This is a genomic window from Microbispora catharanthi, from assembly GCF_006334915.2.
In the GTDB taxonomy this organism is placed as follows: domain Bacteria; phylum Actinomycetota; class Actinomycetes; order Streptosporangiales; family Streptosporangiaceae; genus Microbispora; species Microbispora catharanthi.
The window spans coordinates 268,755-284,908 of sequence record NZ_VDMA02000009.1; the positions used below are offsets into that span (position 1 = coordinate 268,755).

The 16,154-nt window shown below is 71.7% G+C and carries 15 protein-coding genes and 2 riboswitches; of the genes, 7 read left to right on the top strand and 8 right to left on the bottom strand.

Annotated elements, in window-relative coordinates:
• The 7 genes from gcvH to FH610_RS19545 all read right to left on the bottom strand — a co-directional run bounded on the left by gcvH (position 1) and on the right by FH610_RS19545 (position 7,176).
• On the bottom strand, positions 1 to 393 hold the full coding sequence (gene gcvH / locus FH610_RS19515; RefSeq protein WP_139575936.1) for a glycine cleavage system protein GcvH: 393 nt from the start codon (positions 391 to 393) through the stop codon (positions 1 to 3).
• A complete protein-coding gene (gcvT, locus tag FH610_RS19520) occupies positions 390 to 1,481 on the bottom strand; it encodes a glycine cleavage system aminomethyltransferase GcvT (protein ID WP_139575937.1) in 1,092 nt (363 codons plus the stop codon). The genes gcvH and gcvT overlap by 4 nt, the downstream gene beginning before the upstream one ends.
• A gap of 42 nt (positions 1,482 to 1,523) precedes the next feature.
• Positions 1,524 to 1,619, bottom strand: a riboswitch (glycine riboswitch).
• Positions 1,620 to 1,717, bottom strand: a riboswitch (glycine riboswitch).
• Positions 1,718 to 1,814: 97 nt separating this feature from the next.
• Entirely contained in the window at positions 1,815 to 2,687 is an 873-nt protein-coding gene (locus tag FH610_RS19525) for an AfsR/SARP family transcriptional regulator (protein WP_139575938.1), read from the bottom strand.
• Positions 2,688 to 3,016: 329 nt separating this feature from the next.
• Positions 3,017 to 3,706, bottom strand: coding sequence for a gamma-glutamyl-gamma-aminobutyrate hydrolase family protein (locus tag FH610_RS19530; protein WP_139575939.1), 690 nt, complete (start codon positions 3,704 to 3,706; stop codon positions 3,017 to 3,019).
• 11 nt (positions 3,707 to 3,717) lie between these two features.
• On the bottom strand, positions 3,718 to 4,482 hold the full coding sequence (locus FH610_RS19535) for a 3-oxoacyl-ACP reductase (protein WP_139575940.1): 765 nt from the start codon (positions 4,480 to 4,482) through the stop codon (positions 3,718 to 3,720).
• A 4-nt stretch (positions 4,483 to 4,486) separates the two neighbouring features.
• Positions 4,487 to 5,872 carry an aldehyde dehydrogenase family protein gene (locus tag FH610_RS19540; RefSeq protein ID WP_476703417.1) on the bottom strand — a complete coding sequence of 462 codons (1,386 nt, stop codon included), beginning with the start codon at positions 5,870 to 5,872 and terminating at the stop codon, positions 4,487 to 4,489.
• Positions 5,839 to 7,176, bottom strand: coding sequence for a glutamine synthetase family protein (locus FH610_RS19545; RefSeq protein ID WP_276607691.1), 1,338 nt, complete (start codon positions 7,174 to 7,176; stop codon positions 5,839 to 5,841). Before FH610_RS19545 ends, FH610_RS19540 begins: the two co-directional genes overlap by 34 nt.
• 146 nt (positions 7,177 to 7,322) lie before the next feature.
• Between FH610_RS19545 and FH610_RS19550 the strand changes: the two genes are divergently transcribed.
• Together FH610_RS19550 and FH610_RS19555 are read left to right on the top strand one after the other, a co-directional pair.
• Positions 7,323 to 8,126, top strand: coding sequence for a FadR/GntR family transcriptional regulator (locus FH610_RS19550; protein ID WP_240809064.1), 804 nt, complete (start codon positions 7,323 to 7,325; stop codon positions 8,124 to 8,126).
• A 44-nt stretch (positions 8,127 to 8,170) separates the two neighbouring features.
• Positions 8,171 to 9,031: a hypothetical protein gene (locus FH610_RS19555; protein ID WP_225897839.1), complete on the top strand. Its 861-nt coding sequence runs from the start codon at positions 8,171 to 8,173 to the stop codon at positions 9,029 to 9,031.
• 67 nt (positions 9,032 to 9,098) lie between these two features.
• On the opposite strand, the gene FH610_RS19560 is transcribed toward FH610_RS19555, so the two are convergent.
• The gene (locus tag FH610_RS19560; protein WP_139575942.1) at positions 9,099 to 10,115 is read right to left on the bottom strand and encodes a hypothetical protein; all 1,017 of its coding nucleotides are present in this window, start codon (positions 10,113 to 10,115) and stop codon (positions 9,099 to 9,101) included.
• A 204-nt stretch (positions 10,116 to 10,319) separates the two neighbouring features.
• Here FH610_RS19560 and FH610_RS19565 point away from each other — a divergent pair, with 204 nt between their 5' ends.
• The 5 genes from FH610_RS19565 to FH610_RS19585 all read left to right on the top strand — a co-directional run bounded on the left by FH610_RS19565 (position 10,320) and on the right by FH610_RS19585 (position 16,083).
• On the top strand, positions 10,320 to 10,637 hold the full coding sequence (locus FH610_RS19565; protein WP_139575943.1) for a hypothetical protein: 318 nt from the start codon (positions 10,320 to 10,322) through the stop codon (positions 10,635 to 10,637).
• 296 nt (positions 10,638 to 10,933) lie between these two features.
• Positions 10,934 to 11,386: a DUF3592 domain-containing protein gene (locus tag FH610_RS19570; protein ID WP_139575944.1), complete on the top strand. Its 453-nt coding sequence runs from the start codon at positions 10,934 to 10,936 to the stop codon at positions 11,384 to 11,386.
• 110 nt (positions 11,387 to 11,496) lie between these two features.
• Positions 11,497 to 15,069: a serine/threonine-protein kinase gene (locus FH610_RS19575; protein WP_139575945.1), complete on the top strand. Its 3,573-nt coding sequence runs from the start codon at positions 11,497 to 11,499 to the stop codon at positions 15,067 to 15,069.
• Between the two features lie 79 nt (positions 15,070 to 15,148).
• A complete protein-coding gene (locus tag FH610_RS19580; protein WP_139575946.1) occupies positions 15,149 to 15,343 on the top strand; it encodes a hypothetical protein in 195 nt (64 codons plus the stop codon).
• 38 nt (positions 15,344 to 15,381) lie between these two features.
• On the top strand, positions 15,382 to 16,083 hold the full coding sequence (locus FH610_RS19585) for a hypothetical protein (protein ID WP_240809065.1): 702 nt from the start codon (positions 15,382 to 15,384) through the stop codon (positions 16,081 to 16,083).
• The last annotated feature ends 71 nt before the right edge of the window (positions 16,084 to 16,154 follow it).

Consider the following 16,154-nt stretch of genomic DNA (forward strand, 5'->3'; position numbering starts at 1 on the left):
TCAGGACTCGCCGGAGGTCAGCGCGGTGTACTCCGCGGCCGACAGCAGGTCCTCCGGCTCCTCCTCCACGCGCACGCGGAACAGCCAGCCCTCGCCGTACGGGTCGGAGTTGACCAGCGAGGGGTTGTCCACGACGGCGGAGTTGATCTCGACGACCTCGCCGCCGACCGGCGCGAAGATGTCGCTCACGGACTTGGTGGACTCCACCTCGCCGACCGCGTCGCCGGCCGCGACCGTCGAGCCGACCTCCGAGTGCACCTCCACGTAAACCACGTCGCCGAGCTGCTCGGCCGCGTACGCCGTGATGCCCACCGTCACGGTGAGGCCGTCCTCGATCCCGGCCACCCACTCGTGTTCCTTGGTGTAGCTCAGGTCGTCCGGAATGGTGCTCACTTGCTCCTCCTGTAGAAAGGCAGATCGACGACGTCGACCGGTTCTTGGCTGCCCCGGATGTCCACGGCCAGGCTGCCCTTCTCCAGGGCGCCCTCATCGACGTACGCCATGGCGATCGGGCGGCCGAGGGACTGCGACGGGGCGCCGCTGGTCACCTCGCCGACGACGGCGCCCTCGCGGGTGACCGGGTAGCCGTGGCGGGGCACGCGGCGGCCGCGCGCCACCAGCCCGACCAGGCGCCGCCTGGTGCCGTTCTCCGCTGCCCGCTCGAGGGCGGCCTTGCCCACGAAGTCGCCGGGCTTGTCGAAGCGGACGACCCGGCCGAGTCCCGCGTCGAACGGCGTGATCGCCGCGCTCAGCTCGTTGCCGTACAGCGGCATGCCGGCTTCCAGGCGCAGCGTGTCGCGGGCCGACAGCCCGGCGGGGACGAGCCCGGCGTCCTTGCCCGCCTCGGCGAGGGCGTTCCACAGGGGCACGGCGTGCTCGTTCAGCACGAAAAGCTCGAAGCCGTCCTCGCCGGTGTATCCGGTGCGCGCGATCAGGGCGGGCGTGCCCGCGACGACGCCGGGGACGATGGCGTAGTACTTCAGATCGTCGAGGTCGGCGTCGGTCAGCGCGGTCAGGATCTCGGCGCTGCGCGGGCCCTGCACCGCGACCAGCGCGTACTCGTCCGACCGGTCGGTCACCCGCGCGTCGTAGCCCCGGACCCGGTCGGCGAGCTCACGGGCGACGAGGGCGTAGTTGGAGGCGTTGGCGACGACCATGTACTGGTCTTCGTCGAGGCGGTAGACGATGAGATCGTCGAGGATGCCGCCGGTCTCGTTCACGATCATCGTGTAGCGGGCGCGGCCGGGCGCGAGGACGCTGAGGTGTCCCACGAGAGCGCGGTCGAGCGCCTCGCCCGCCTGCGCGCCGACGACGAAGATCTCCCCCATGTGGGACAGGTCGAACAGCCCCGCGGCCGTGCGCACCGCGTTGTGCTCGGCCGACTCACTGCCGTAGCGCAGGGGCATCTGCCAGCCCGCGAAGTCGGTCAGGGTCGCGCCCAGACTTTCGTGGACCCCGCGGAGCGGGGTGGATCGGGACATGCGCACCTCGGAAGGACGGATGCTGCGTTTGACTATCGGGCATCCTCCCCCTCTGTCATCGGCGCCTGAGAGCTTCGTCCGATCTTTGCCGGACTTTCACCTTCGGCGAGGCCTTCCGGCCTTCTTTCCAGAGGTCACCTGGCCCGCACGGTCCTTTGCCTTGAGAGGTTCGCGGGGAGGGCTTGCTCCTTCAGGGGCCCTGACCGGATGCCAGGACGCTCTCCCGCACGGGATCACCGGTGTGCTGCAAGCCTAGTGGTTCGCCGGCATCCCCGTAACCGGCAGGATCGCCCCGATTTCCTCGATCAAGAAATCCGTCCTCGCGGGCTTTCGTTACGGCCTGTGATCGCACTCGCGCGGCGGCCGATGCCCCGCGCGGAGGCGCATCAGGGCGGACGGGAGGTCGTCGCCGGTCAGGATCCGCTGGTGGAGGGCCTGCGTGTCGGGGGACGGCTCGGTGCCGAGGCGGTCGACCAGGGTGCGGCGCAGTCGCTGGTAGGACGCCGAGGCGTCGTGGGTGCGGCCCGACCGGTGGAGCGCCAGCATGAGCTGCCGGTGCGGCCGTTCACGCAGCGGGTGGCGCCGGGCCCACTGGGCCAGGCCGCCGACGATCTCATGATGGTGCCCGAGCGCCAGTCGTACGTCGAAGAGGTCTTCGGTCACCGCGCGCCGGTCCTCGTCGAGCCGTTCGGCCCACGCGGAGAGCTCGTCCACATGCCTCATGGCGAGCAGGGCGTCGCCCCGCCACAGGCTCAGTGCGTTCTCGAACATCCTCGCCGCATTGTGGTAATCGCCATTTTCGCGAGCGATTCTGCCCTGTGCCGCGAAATGGTTGAATACTGCAGCATCCACGGATCCCGGCGGGACGGAAAGAAGGTAGCCGCCGTCCACGGTGTGCAGCGGAGAAAGGCCGGGGTCGCGTGGCGAGAGCCGCCGCCGCACCTGTGCGATGTAGGTGGTAAGATTCCGCGGCGCCGATTTAGTGGGGCGGCCATTCCACAACAGATCGATGAGCCGGTCCCGGTGAACCGCGATATTCGGATTGAGCAGGAACAGTGCGAGGAGTTGCCGGTGCCTCGGGGCGAGCCCGGCGATGACATCCCCTGAGGGTTTCATGGCCAGGAACGGTCCGAGTACGGCGTATAACACGGTTCCCCTCGCACGAAAGCAGCGTGAACGCGCCGACGATGCGGCTTTGATCGCCATTTGACCATATCTCTCTCCGGCGGCTTGAGTCAAAAATATGTCGTTTGTATGCCGGCCGCTCCGGAGCCCATAAACGCCGCTCTGTGGGCCGCAATGCCCGCCCCCGTGCGCGCCGATACGCCGATAACCTAAATGAAATCGGTTACAGATCAAGCTCTCGCCGACTGTCCATGCCCGCGGAGTGAGAGTGTGACGCCGATTACGCGATGATCGGCGCGGTGCGGCGCCGGCCCGGGGAGGTACGGCTTATGACGGACGAGGTTTTCCGGGAGCCGGTCGGCGCGCTCGACGGGATGGCCGGCGAAGACGGCGTCGATCCCGCGGGACCTTCAGTGGCGGGCGGCGGCGACGAGGGCGTGGAACAGCGGGCCGTCCTCGTCGGCCTCCGGGTGCCACTGGACGGCCAGGGCGAACGCCGCGCCCGTGACCTCGACGGCCTCGATCGTGCCGTCGTCCGAGCGGGCGGTGACCTCCAGCCCGTCCGCCAGGCGGTCGATCGCCTGGTGGTGGTAGTGGGCGGGCGTCAGGTCCTCGCCGTCGTAGATCTTGGCCAACCCCGGCGAGAGCCGTACGGGGAGGCGGCCGAACGTCCCGGGGGCGGGGGAGTGGGCGGTGTGGCCGACCAGGTCGGGCAGGTGCTGGTGGAGGGTGCCGCCCAGCGCCACGTTGAGCACCTGCAGGCCCCGGCAGATGCCGAGGAACGGCAGGCCGGTGCGCAGGGCGGCCTCCATCAGCCCGAACTCCGCCTCGTCGCGGAACTCCCGGACATATCCGGTCTGTTCGGCGGGCGGCGCGCCGTACCGGGCGGGGTCGATGTCGCCCCCGCCCGCGATGATCAGCCCGTCCAGCCGCCCGGCCAGAGCGGCGGGCTCCCCTGCGGGCGGCAGGATGACCGGCTGGCCTCCCGCCCGCGCGATGTGGTCGACGTACATGTACGGCAGCAGCGCCGCCGGCATGTCCCAGACGGTGAACCTCGCCGGCTCGACGTAGCACGTCACGCCGATCACGGGACGGGCCATGGGCATACCCCTTACAGCGGAGTGACGTACGCGCCGGAGATGCCGCCGTCGACCAGGAACTCCGAGGCGGTGATGAACGACGCGTCGTCCGAGGCGAGGAACGCGACCGCCGCGGCGATCTCCTCGGCCCGGGCGAAACGGCCGATCGGCACGTGGACGAGACGGCGCTGGGCGCGCTCGGGGTCCTTGGCGAACAGTTCCCGCAGCAGCGGGGTGTCCACAGGCCCGGGGCACAGCGCGTTGACCCGGATGCCCTCGCGGGCGAACTGGACGCCCAGCTCGCGGCTCATCGCGAGCACGCCGCCCTTGGAGGCGGTGTAGGAGATCTGCGAGGTGGCCGAACCCATGACCGCGACGAACGACGCGGTGTTGACGATCGAGCCCTTGCCCTGCCGCTGCATGTACGGGATCACGTGCTTGCAGCACAGGTAGACGCTGGTGAGGTTGACCTCCTGCACCCGGCGCCAGGCGTCGATGCCGGTCTCCAGGATGGAGTCGTCGTCCGGCGGCGAGATGCCCGCGTTGTTGAACGCGATGTCGACGCTGCCGAACTCCTCGAACGCGGTCCGGTACATCCGGGCCACGTCGTCCTCGTTCGCCACGTCCACCTTGACGAACAGGCCGCCGACCTCCCCGGCCGCCTTCGCGCCGGCCTCCTCGTCGAGGTCGGCCACCACGACCTTGGCGCCCTCCTGGGCGAACCGGTGGGCCGTGGCCAGCCCGATGCCGCTGCCCGCCCCGGTGATGACGGCGACGCGGTCCTGCAAACGCTGCATTGATCTACTCCGTGGAGATGAAGACGTTCTTGGTCTCGGTGAAGGCCGACAGGGCGTCCGGGCCGAGCTCCCGGCCGAGGCCCGACTGCTTGAAGCCGCCGAACGGGGTCCAGTAGCGGACGCTGGAGTGCGAGTTGACCGACAGGTTGCCCGCCTCGACGGCCCGCGCCACGCGCAGCGCCCGGCCCACGTCGCGGGTCCAGATCGACCCCGACAGGCCGTACGCCGTGTCGTTGGCGATCCGTACGGCGTCGGCCTCGTCCTCGAACGGCACGACCGACACCACGGGCCCGAAGATCTCCTCGGTGAACGCCCTGCGGAAGGACTCCGAGGACGAGCCGGCCAGCACCGTGGGCGGGAACCAGTAGCCGGGGCCGGTCGGGCACGACCCGGCGGCGTACACGTCGGCCTGGGTGACGAACGACGCGACGCGCTCCCGGTGCTCGGCGCTGACCAGCGGGCCCATCTGGCTCGCCGGGTCGTTCGGGTCGCCGACCTTGACCTCCCGCACGGCCTGCGACAGCCGCGCGAGGAAGTCGTCGTAGACGGAACGCTCCACCAGGATGCGCGAACGGGCGCAGCAGTCCTGGCCGGAGTTGTCGAAGACCGCCATCGGGGCGGACTCCGCCGCCCGGGAGAGGTCGGCGTCGGCGAAGACGATGTTGGCGCTCTTGCCGCCCAGCTCCAGCGTCACCCGCTTGACCTGCTCGGCCGCCTTGGCGCCGATCAGTTTCCCGACCTCGGTCGAGCCGGTGAACACGATCTTCCGTACGTCCGGGTGCTCGACGAGCCGGGCGCCGGCGACCTCACCCTCGCCGGGGACGACCTGGAGCACGCCCTCGGGCAGCCCGGCCTCCAGGGCGAGCTCGGCCAGCCGCAGCGCGGTCAGCGGGGTCCATTCGGCGGGCTTCACGATCACCGTGTTGCCGGCGGCGAGGGCCGGGGCGACTCCCCAGGTCATGATGACCATCGGGAAGTTCCACGGCACGATGATCCCGACCACGCCCAGGGGCTCGGCGAACGTGACGTCCACCCCGCCGGGCACCGGAATCTGCTTGCCGTGGTTGCGCTCGGGCGCGCCCGCGTAGAAGTTCAGCACGTCGCGGACGTTGCCCGCCTCCCAGCGGGCGTTGCCCACGGTGTGGCCGGCGCCGCTGATCTCCAGCCGCGCCAGCTCCTCCGTGTGGTCCTCCACGACCTGCGCGAAGCGGCGCAGCAGCCGGGCCCGCTCGCCCGGGGCGACCGCACGCCAGGCGGGGAAGGCCCGGGCGGCCCGCTCGACCGCGCGGTCCACCTCGGCGGCGTCCGCCATCTCGACCTCGGCGATCACTTCCTCGGTCGCCGGATTGACTATCTTCACAGCCGTTCGAACCCCCGATAGAGCTCCCAGTCGGTGACCGCCGCGTCGAAGGCGGCCAGCTCGACCCTCGCGTTGTTGGCGTAGTGCTCGACCACGTCCTTGCCGAACGCCTCCTCGGCGATCGGCGAGCCTTCCCACAGCGCCAGGGCGTCGCGGAGCGTGGCGGGCACCCGCTCCGCCCCGGAGTCGTACGCGTTCCCGCCGAACGGCTCCTCCAGCTCCAGCCCGGCGTCGATGCCGCGCAGCCCGGCCGCGATCATGGCCGCGACCGCGAGGTACGGATTGACGTCGCCGCCCGGCACCCGGTTCTCGATCCGCAGGGAGGGGCCGTGGCCGACCAGCCGCAGCGAGCAGGTGCGGTTGTCCACGCCCCACTTGACGGCGGTCGGGGCGAAGCTGCCGGGCACGAACCGCTTGTAGGAGTTGACGTTGGGCGCGTAGAGCAGGGTCAGCTCCCGCATCGCCGCGAGCTGCCCGGCCACGAAGCGCCGGCCGGTCTCCGACAGCCCGTACGGCTCGCCGCCCGCCATCACGGGGGTGCCGTCGGCGTCGCGCAGCGAGATGTGGATGTGGCAGGAGTTGCCCTCGCGCTGGTTCGGCTTGGCCATGAACGTGATCGACCTGCCCTCCTGGGCGGCGATCTCCTTGGCGCCGTTCTTGTAGAACACGTGGTTGTCGCAAGTGGTCAGCGCGTCGGCGAACCGGAAGGCGATCTCGTGCTGGCCGAGGTTGCACTCGCCCTTGGCGGACTCGACGTACAGCCCGGCGCCCTCCATGCCGAGTCTGATCTTGCGCAGCAGCGGCTCGATGCGGGAGGTGCCGAGCAGCGAGTAGTCGACGTTGTAGAGGTTGGCCGGGGTCAGGTCGCGGTAGCCCCGCTGCCAGGCCTGCTCGTAGCTGTCGTCGTAGACGACGAACTCCAGTTCGGTGCCGACGTACGCGGTCCAGCCGCGTTCGGCGAGCCGGGCGAGCTGGCGGCGCAGGATCTGCCGGGGGGAGGCCACGACGTCCGCGCCGTCCTCCCACACCAGGTCGGCCAGCAGCAGCACGGTGCCCTCGTGCCAGGGCACGCGGCGCAGCGTGGACAGGTCCGGCCGCATGACGAAGTCGCCGTAGCCGCGCTCCCAGGACGACATGGCGTAGCCGTCCACGGTGTTCATGTCGACATCCACGGCGAGCAGGTAGTTGCAGCCCTCGGCGGCGTGGTCCAGCACCTCCTCGAGGAAGTACCGCGCCGACAGCCGCTTGCCCTGCAGCCGCCCCTGCATGTCGGTGACCGCGAGCAGGACCGTGTCCACGCGGCCCGCTTCGACGTCATCGCGGAGTCGCTCCACGCTGAGCACGGTGCCTCCCGTCCAAAAGTCTGGAATCAGACCATTGAGGGCATGCAAGCACCATGTTCCCCTCGTCGTCAACAATGCCCGGGGGGTTTAACCTCGATCGCAGGGACGGGGGACCCGCGGTGACGGGTGGAGGGACGATGCGCATGGAGATCACCCCGGCGGAGGCGTCCGTCTCCGGCCCCCGGACTCCGGCCGCGTCCGCGTCGCGGGACGCGGCCGTGGGGATCACCGGCGCGGTGTCGCTGCTGCGGCCGGTGCGGGCGGGCAACGCGTTCGAGGAGACCGTCGAGCGCCTGCTGCAGGCCATCAAGCTCGGCGTCGTCCCGCACGGCGAGAAGCTGCCGCCGGAGCGCGAGCTGGCCACCCGGCTCGGCATCAGCAGGGTCACGCTGCGCGAGGCGATCCGCGCCCTGCAGGAGGCCGGCTACCTCGACGTACGGCGCGGCCGGTACGGCGGGGCCTTCGTCGTCTACCGGCCGCCGAGCCCCCGCAAGGGCGACCTGCGCAGGGCCGTCACCCGCATGGGCGAAGACGATCTCGAGGACGCGCTGACGTTCCGGATGGCCGTCGAGTGCGGGGCGGCCCGGGTGCTCGCGACCACCGAGCTGACCCCGCGGCAGCGGGAGACGCTGGCCGCCCGGCTGTCCGGGGTGAACGACGCGGCGCCGGCCGACTACCGCCGGATGGACATCGCGTTCCACCTGGCGATCGCGGAGCTGAGCGGTTCGCCGCTGCTGGCCGCCGCGTGCGCCGACGCCCGGCTGCGGGTGACCGACCTGCTCAACGCGATCCCCGTGCTGCGGCCCAACATCGAGCACGCGGCCGTCCAGCACGCCGCCATCGCCGCCGCGATCCTGGACGGCGACCCCGAGGCGGCCGAACGGGCGGTGGCCGAGCACCTGGAGGGCACGGCGGCCCTGCTGCGCGGCTTTCTCGCCTGACCACTCCCGCCGCGTCGTAGCATCGGAGGCCGGGGGATCGCTTCATGACCTATTGGTTTCGCGAACGCATCATCGAGGCGCACCGCCTGCCGCTCTTCTGCTTCTTCGTCGCGCTGATCACGGCGTTCGTCTTCACGCGGGTGAACGTACGGCTGATCAGGGCGCGGGTGCGGTGGCTCGGCAACGTGAGCGTCGGCGAGATGCACATCCACCACGTGGTGTTCGGCGTGGTGCTGACGCTGCTCGGCGGGGTGGCCGGGCTGGTCCTGTCGGACGTGTCCACGGGGTGGTACTCCTTCTCCTCGGCCGTGTTCGGCGTGGGCGCCGCCCTCGTGCTCGACGAGTTCGCGCTGATCCTGCACCTGCGCGACGTCTACTGGCAGGAAGAGGGCCGCACCTCCGTGGACGCGGTCTTCGTGGCGATCGCGGCCACCGGCCTGCTGCTGCTCGGGTTGCGCCCGCTCGCCTGGAACGGCGCGGACGGCCGAGGCGGCTGGACGGCCCCCGCGTTCCTCTTCGTCAACCTCGTCTTCGCCATGATCACACTGCTCAAGGGGAAGATCTGGAGCGGCCTGCTGGGACTGTTCGTGCCGCCGCTGCTGTACGTGGGGGCGGTGCGGGTGGCCCGTCCCGGCTCGCCCTGGGCCCGCTGGTGCTACTCGGAGCGGGCGAGGCGGCCCCGGCCGCGCCTGATGGCCAAGGCGATCCACCGGGAGGAGCGCTGGCGCCGCCCGGTCATCCGCGCGAAGATCGCGGTGCAGGAGTTCGTCTCCGGCCGCCACGACCTGCCCGCGCCCGCGCTGCCCGCCCGGCACCAACGGCGGCGGGTCGTCTCCCCGCGTCCCCGGCCGGGGGCGGACCACCCCGGGCGCCCCTGGCGGTCGGGCCGGCCCCGCGCCCGCTGAGTCCACGCCGCCGTCCGAAAGCCGGGTGGCGTGTGCGGTGATCCTTGACCAGGCTGGTGGAGCCGACCTACGTAGCGGACCGGGATCTTCCGGTCGGCACCGTCGAGGCCGATGACGTCTCCTCGGTCGCCTGCCGCCGGGAGGCGGTGACGTAGCAGGGGGGCAGGGGCGCCGGAACCACCGCAGCCGGGTCCAGGACGGCGCGACGCTTGCCCTTCTCGTCCGGAGGGCAGCGGTAGTCGCGGCTGATGCGGATCTCGGCCACCCCCGGGGCGAGCCGGTAGGTCGCGAACGGCATGGTGCACTCGCTGTGACCGTCCTCCCAGCGCAGCCACACCACGTCGTCCTTGCGCGGGTTGACCATGGCCACCGTGTCACGGCTGTCGTTGAGGGATTGGTAGTCGTCGGTGACGTCGTGGAACCGGCCGGTCTGCCCGCGGTCGTAGAAGCAGACGCTGGGCGCGTCGCACCGGTTGGGATCCTCACCACGGACCAAGGGGATCTCGTTGCCGGCGGGCCTCAGGAACAGGGTCACAACCGTGGCGATCAGTGCGCCCGCCACGAGCCCGGCGAGGCCGGCCGACAGGACGCGGGTACGGCTCGGCCCAATGGACGTCGGCCCGGTGAGAGTCGGCTCAGTGAGCGCCGACTCGGAGGACGGGCCCCGGGCGTCATCCGAGGGTGTCGTCTCCTCGGCCTGTCCCTTGGTCTGCTCCATGGCGGGCTCGTGATCACCAGGGCTGGCTATTCGCCGCCAGGCGTCCTGCCACCGGGCGATCTGAGCCTCGATCTCCGCGGACGACAGCTCGCAGGCGGACAGGCAGGCCGCCACGTAGGCCTCGACGAAGGCCAGCCGCGGCAGGCCGGGCAGCCCCCGGCCGTTGAGGGTGTAGGACACGGTGCTCGACGGCAGGGCGTCCACCTCGTGGCCGTCGGAGGTGGTCGAGCGGCCGGCCAGGTGACGCAAGCGGCGCAGTGAGGGCTGCCCTGCCCAGGTCCTGAGCCGCTTGAGTAAGTCGATGAATTCCTGAGCGCTGTCTGCCGACGCCGGATCCGGCGGAGGCGAGGTCACCGCGTCGCCCATGTGTGGACCCACCTTTCCAGGGACGGGAACGGGACGGTCACATGGTCCCCTCTGGCGGTTCACTTCTACGCCTGCCGTACAAGATCGGCCAATCGCGTCCAATTCTGTTGCGTCGCTTGTCGGACACCTGTCTTCCCAGGTGAGCTGGCCATGCCTGGCCCGAGTCCAGGCGAACTGCTTCACCGGAGACAGGAGAAAGAAGCCATGCGACTCAGTAAGAAGATCGCACTCCCCATCGCGGCGTCCGCGGGAGTCGCCGCGCTGCTCTTGCCCACGGGCGGAGTGGCCTCCGCGGCCACCGCCCAGGCGCGCAGCCCTCTTCCGGGGTGCGTGCACTGGCACCTGTCGAGCAGCGGCGTCACGGACCACCTCAGCGTGACCAACGGCTGTGGCGCGGGGCACTGGTTCAAGGTGATCCTGGCCCATCGCAGGGACTTCAAGTGCACGTACTACGCCCCCGGTCACACCTGGAACTGGTCCTGGAAGTGGCCGGGCAAGTTCTCCGCCCTGCACAACTGCTGACGCGGAGCGGCTCCGCGGCGGGACCGTGCGCGGGAACATCTCACCTGCCCGGGTGTTTCCGCGCGCCTGCGCGACAGGTGCCGATGCCGTGCCGAGCTTTCCGGCGATCACGCCGGGTGCGCCTCGGGGCTGCGCCCCGGGGCGCGCAGTCCCACCGGCCACCCCCGAAGCCGGGACCTCTCCCCTCGCGGCGACCGTGAACCGTCACCGAACCTACGGGGCCGGGGAGGAGTCGTAGGAGACAGGGCGGCAGCCGCGCCTTTCCCGATCGCCTTCGCCAAGGGGGCCTGTGACTGATGGCTCGATGGTTATCCCGGCGTTCTTTATCGGGTGTCGGGTCGTTCGCGTTCTTCGCGGCCTGGTTCGGCATCCTGATCGTGATGCTCGTCGCTCAGGTCTTCGACATCGTGTCGGCCCTGGACCTCGGGCGGCACGGCGTCCGCACCACCGGCGTCGCCCTCTCCACCCGGTCGGAGACATGGAACGACACCGACGGCCATCCCATCACCGTGAACTACACGAAGATCGGTTTCACGGTGGGCACGCAACGGCACGTCGAGGAGATCTCCGGCTGGTACGCGACAGGGGAGAAGGTCCGCATCGTCTACGACCCCGAGAGCGTGAACGTCGTCAGGAGCGAGGAGGACACCGGCCTGGGTGGGCTGGCCGGGAATTTCGTGGGGATCGCCCTCCTGCTCGCCATGCTCGTCTTCGGCGTCAGCTTCGTCTTCTCCTGGCACCGATGGTGACGATGCCCGCCGCGATGTGATCGAAATCCGCGTACGCGCCGAGGATCCGGCAGAACCCTTTCGCGCCCGTCGGCGTCCAATCCCACGTGCCGGCGCGGGGGGGTGGACGCATGACGGGGACGCTGCTGCCCGAGGATCCGGAGCGGCTGGGGGACTACTGGCTGTCGGGGCGGCTCGGCTCCGGCGGCCAGGGCGTCGTTTACGAGGCGTACGACGGCCAGGGCCGCCGGGTGGCGGTCAAGGTGCTGCACGGCGACGCCGCGACTGACCCGGAGCTCAGGGAGCGGTTCGGCCGGGAGGCCGCGGCCGCCCGGCGGGTGGCGTCGTTCTGCACCGCGCCGGTCATCGCCGCCGAGCTGGACGGGCCCAGGCCGTACATCGTCAGCGAGTACGTCGAGGGGCGGAGCCTGCGCCGGGCCGTGCAGGAGGGGCAGGTCTTCGCCGGGGACGGCCTGCACCGGCTGGCGACCGCGATCGCCACGGCGCTGACCGCCATCCACGACGCCGGCGTCGTCCACCGGGACCTCAAACCCGACAACGTGCTGCTCGGCCCGGACGGCCCCCGTGTGATCGACTTCGGCGTCGCCAGGACTCTGGAGATGTCGCTGACCAGCACCGGCCTGGTGGCCGGAACGCCGACGTACATGGCGCCGGAGGTGTTCACCGGGCAGCGCGCGGGGCCGGCCGCCGACGTGTTCGCCTGGGGCGGGATCGTGCTGTTCGCGGCCACGGGCGAGGATCCGTTCCGCGCGGAGAGCCTGGGCGGGGTGATGCACCGCGTGCTGTCGGTCGATCCCGACCTGTCCGTGCTGCCGGAGCCGATCCGCCCGCTGGTCGGCGCGGCTCTCGTCAAGGAACCGTCCGCCCGCCCGTCCGCCCGCGACCTGCTGATGGCGCTGATCAGCGGGGGTTCGCGGGTGGACACGGCGCGGCTGCTCGCGGAGGGCAGCCGGGCGGCGCGGGCGGTGCACGCGGAGGGCGATCCCGACCCCGCGCTGGGCGCGCTCGCCGAGGACGCGTACGACGCGCTCGGCCCCGTGGAGCGCGACCTGGTGCCGCAGATCTTCCTCCGGATGGTCGCGGTGGGCCCGGAGGGCGAGCTCGCCACCCGCAGGGCGGCCGAGGACGAGTTGCCGCCCGGATCGGGCGAGGTGCTCAGGATGTTCGCCTATGTGCTGTCGCGCAAGGACGGCGAGGTGGGCCTCGGCCGCCCGGCGCTGCTGCGCGCCTGGCCCAGGCTGCGGGCCTGGCTCACGGACGAGTGGGACGGCCTGCCGGTGCACGCGGAGATCCGCCTGCGGGCCCGGCAGTGGGCCGCGGCCGGTCGCCGTCCCGCCGACCTCATGCAGGGCGGCCGCCTGGACGCGGCCGTGGGCTGGGCGGCCACCGGCCGACGGCGTCTCGCCCTGAACGCCCTGGAACGCGAGTTCCTCGACGCGTCGGCCGCGCTGACCCGCCGGCGTGCCCGTGGCCGCCGTCTGCTCACGACCGCCCTGGCCGTGCTGCTCGCGCTGTCGCTCGCGGGCGGCGGCCTGGCGGCCTACCAGGGCAGCCGGATAGCCGTCCAGCGCGACCAGATTTCCGCCCAGCGCGACCGGGCCAACGGCCGGGAGGCGGCGCTGCGTGCCGGGACCCTGCGGACCACCGACCCCGCCGCCGCCATGCTGCTGAGCGTGGCGGCCTGGCGCCTCGACGGCGGCTCCGAGGCCCGGTCGAGCCTGACGGCCGCCTACGAGCAGCCGGAGGTCGCCGTCTTCCGCCCGCCTGGGGACGGGCTCGAGGCGCTGAGCCCGGACGGGCGGCGACTCGTCACGGTGTCGGACCGTGAGATCCGCCTCTACGACCTGGTCAGCGGGCGGGAGTTGCGGCGTGTGCCGGCTCCGGAGCTCCGCGAGGAGATCCAGACCGACGCGGCGCTGAGCCCCGGCGGGAAGGCGGCCGCCGTGTTCACCGAGCGCTGGATCCTGGTGTGGGATCTGCGGACCGGCAGGCTCCGGGCGCGGCTCCGCACGCCTGCCGGCGTCGACGGCGACGTGGAATTCGGGGACGGCGACCGGATGCTCGCCGTACGGGAGGGCTCCAACGGTTTCGTCTGGGACCTCGTGAGCGGCGCGACGTTCGGCCGGGCGGTGGGTGGCGAGGGCGGCTGGCCCATGTCCGTGCCCGTCGTGTCGCCCTCGGGAAGGCTCGCCGCCGTCCTCGACAGGGAGACCGGCAGGCTCGCCGTGCGGCGCCTTCCCTCGGGGACGGCGGACCCGCGCTTCCGGAAGGCGTGCCCGGGAGTCCTGGGCGCGGTGGCGGTCAGCGGGGACGGCCGGTCGCTGGCCTGCGCGGGACGGACGGTCACCCTCGTGTCCACGGCCACGGGCAGACCCGTGCCCCTCGACGTGGACGAGTGGCGCTGGGCGGACAAGGGAGCGGCCGGACCCGGCAGCGCGGCGACGTCCGGGCTGAGGTTCGGCCCGGACGGCGCGTTCCTGCTGGGGTTCGCGGGCAGGACGATGCGCGTGTGGCGGACCGCCGACCAGCGGCAGGTGTTCGCCTACCAGGCCGAGGACGACGTCCAGGACGCCCGTCTCGACCCGGACGGGCACACCCTGCGCTACCTCCTCGAGGACAACACCGTCGTCACCCTCGACATCCGCCTCCGGGCGGAGGCCGTTCACCTGCCCGGGAAGGCCATGGACAGCGTGGTGGGGCCCGGTGGCCGCTGGGTGGTCGCACGGGCGGGCGAAACGGGCCCCCTCCGGCTGTGGGACGCGCGGCGGCGCCGATACGCCGGCGTGCTGCCCGACTCGTCGGACTGGGAATATCTGGCCGCCGACCCGGCGGGCCGTACGCTGATCACGCAGAACACGGTCCACGAGCGGTTGCGGGCATGGGACGTCGCCACCCTGAAGCCGCTGTGGGAGCACGGGATGCCGCCCGGCTTCGTCCTGTACGGCGGCGCCTTCACCCCTGACGGGCGGCTGTTCGCCGCGTCGCTCAGCCGCGTGAACCAGGAGGCCGACAGGGACGCGCAGCTCCGGGAGGAGTCGAACGACCACATCACCGCGCAGAACGAGAGCCGTCTGGGCGAGTGGGACGCCAGGACCGGCCGGCCGGTCGCGAGCACGCGGGTCGACGGGGAAATCGCCGAGATCGCCTTCGAGCCCGACGGCCGGACCGTCGTCACCGACGGCCGACTCGTCGACGCGGTCACCGGCAAGCAGGCCGGGAGCTCCTTCACCTCCGATACCACTCTCGCGGTCAGCCCCGCCGACGGGCTGATCGCCGTGGGCGGGTACACCGGGCGCGTCTTCCTGTGGAGCGCGAAGGGACCCACCCCGCTGCCGCCGGCGCTGCACGGGACGATGGAGACGATCGGCGCGATGGCCTTCTCCCCGCGTGGGGACGTTCTCGCGACGGTGAGCGAGAGCGCGACGCTCCAACTCTGGGACGTCCGGGGCAGGCGCCGTATCGGCGCCGCGCTCAAGCTGCCGGAGGACGTCGTCGTCGTGACGCTCGCCTTCGGCCCGGACGGATCCCGCCTTCACATCGCGGACACCGGCGGCACGCTCTACACGCTGCCCGTGGGCGGCGACCCGATGGTGCGGGCGGTGTGCGCGCGGGCGGGGCGGACCCTGACCAGGGAGGAATGGGCGCGCTATCTGCCAGGAACGCCCTACCGGGACGTGTGTTGATCGCTCAAAGAGCATTTCGGCCGGTTCTGTGGGTATTTCACGCTAGGTAAGAGCTGTTGGGGGGGCGGGAGGGGCGGCAATGGAGTCTCGCGAGCGGTTCGTGTTCCAACGGATGGCGGCACAACTCAAACGGGAGGCGGCCCTGCTGACAGGGGACCGGCTGATGGCGGCGGAGGCACACGGCGAGGAGGCCGAGGCCGACCTGTGCCTCACGTGGTACGAGATCATGGACACCATCCGGGAGATCCGCCTGTTCTACGGGGTGCCGGGATGAGGGATCGTCACGGTGGGTGCGCGGGCGATACTGAGGTGGTGACCGCGTCCTCCGCCTTCCCGGCGCCGCCGTTCCACCTGCGCCTCATCGAGGACGCGCGGCCCGTCCTCGACCGCTACGGCCTGCTGCTCGCCGGCGGCTACGCGCTGCTGGCGCACGGGTGTACCTCGCGCCCCGTCGACGACCTCACCTTCGCCACCGGCGGCGAGGCCCCGCTGGCGGAGGTCGGCCGGGCGCTGGCCGAAGCGTTCGGGAGCACCGGCCTGTCGGCCGAGGTGTGCGAGGCCGGCGCCCGCATCGGCCGCGTCGTCGTCACCGACGAGATCACCGGCCAGTCGTGCGAGGTCGCGCTGCTCCGCGAGCCGCTGCGCGACCGCCCCGCCGACGTCGGCCCCTGCCGGGTGCTCGGCCTGGACGACGCGGTGGGCCTCAAGGTCCGCGCCCTGCAGGACCGCGGGCTGCCGCGCGACTTCGCCGACGTGGCCGCGGTGTCCGGCCTGTACTCCTTCCGCCTGCTCGAACAGCTCGGCGCGCGCTACGACGACGAGTGGCGGGTGGAGGACCTGGTCGAGCGGCTGGAGACCGTCGACCTGCTGGCCGACGAGGCGTTCGGCGGCCTGGACGAGGAGGGCGTCGCCGCCGTGCGCCGCTTCGCGTACGCCTGGGCGGAGGACATCAAGCTGCGCCGCGTCGACGACGGCGACGCCGAGTTCGACCTCGACGTCCCCGACGTGGACTGATCCAGGACGTCGAAATCCCCGCGCGCACCGGCGTTTCCGGTGAACTAGGGTCTCCGGAAGATCGCACGCCG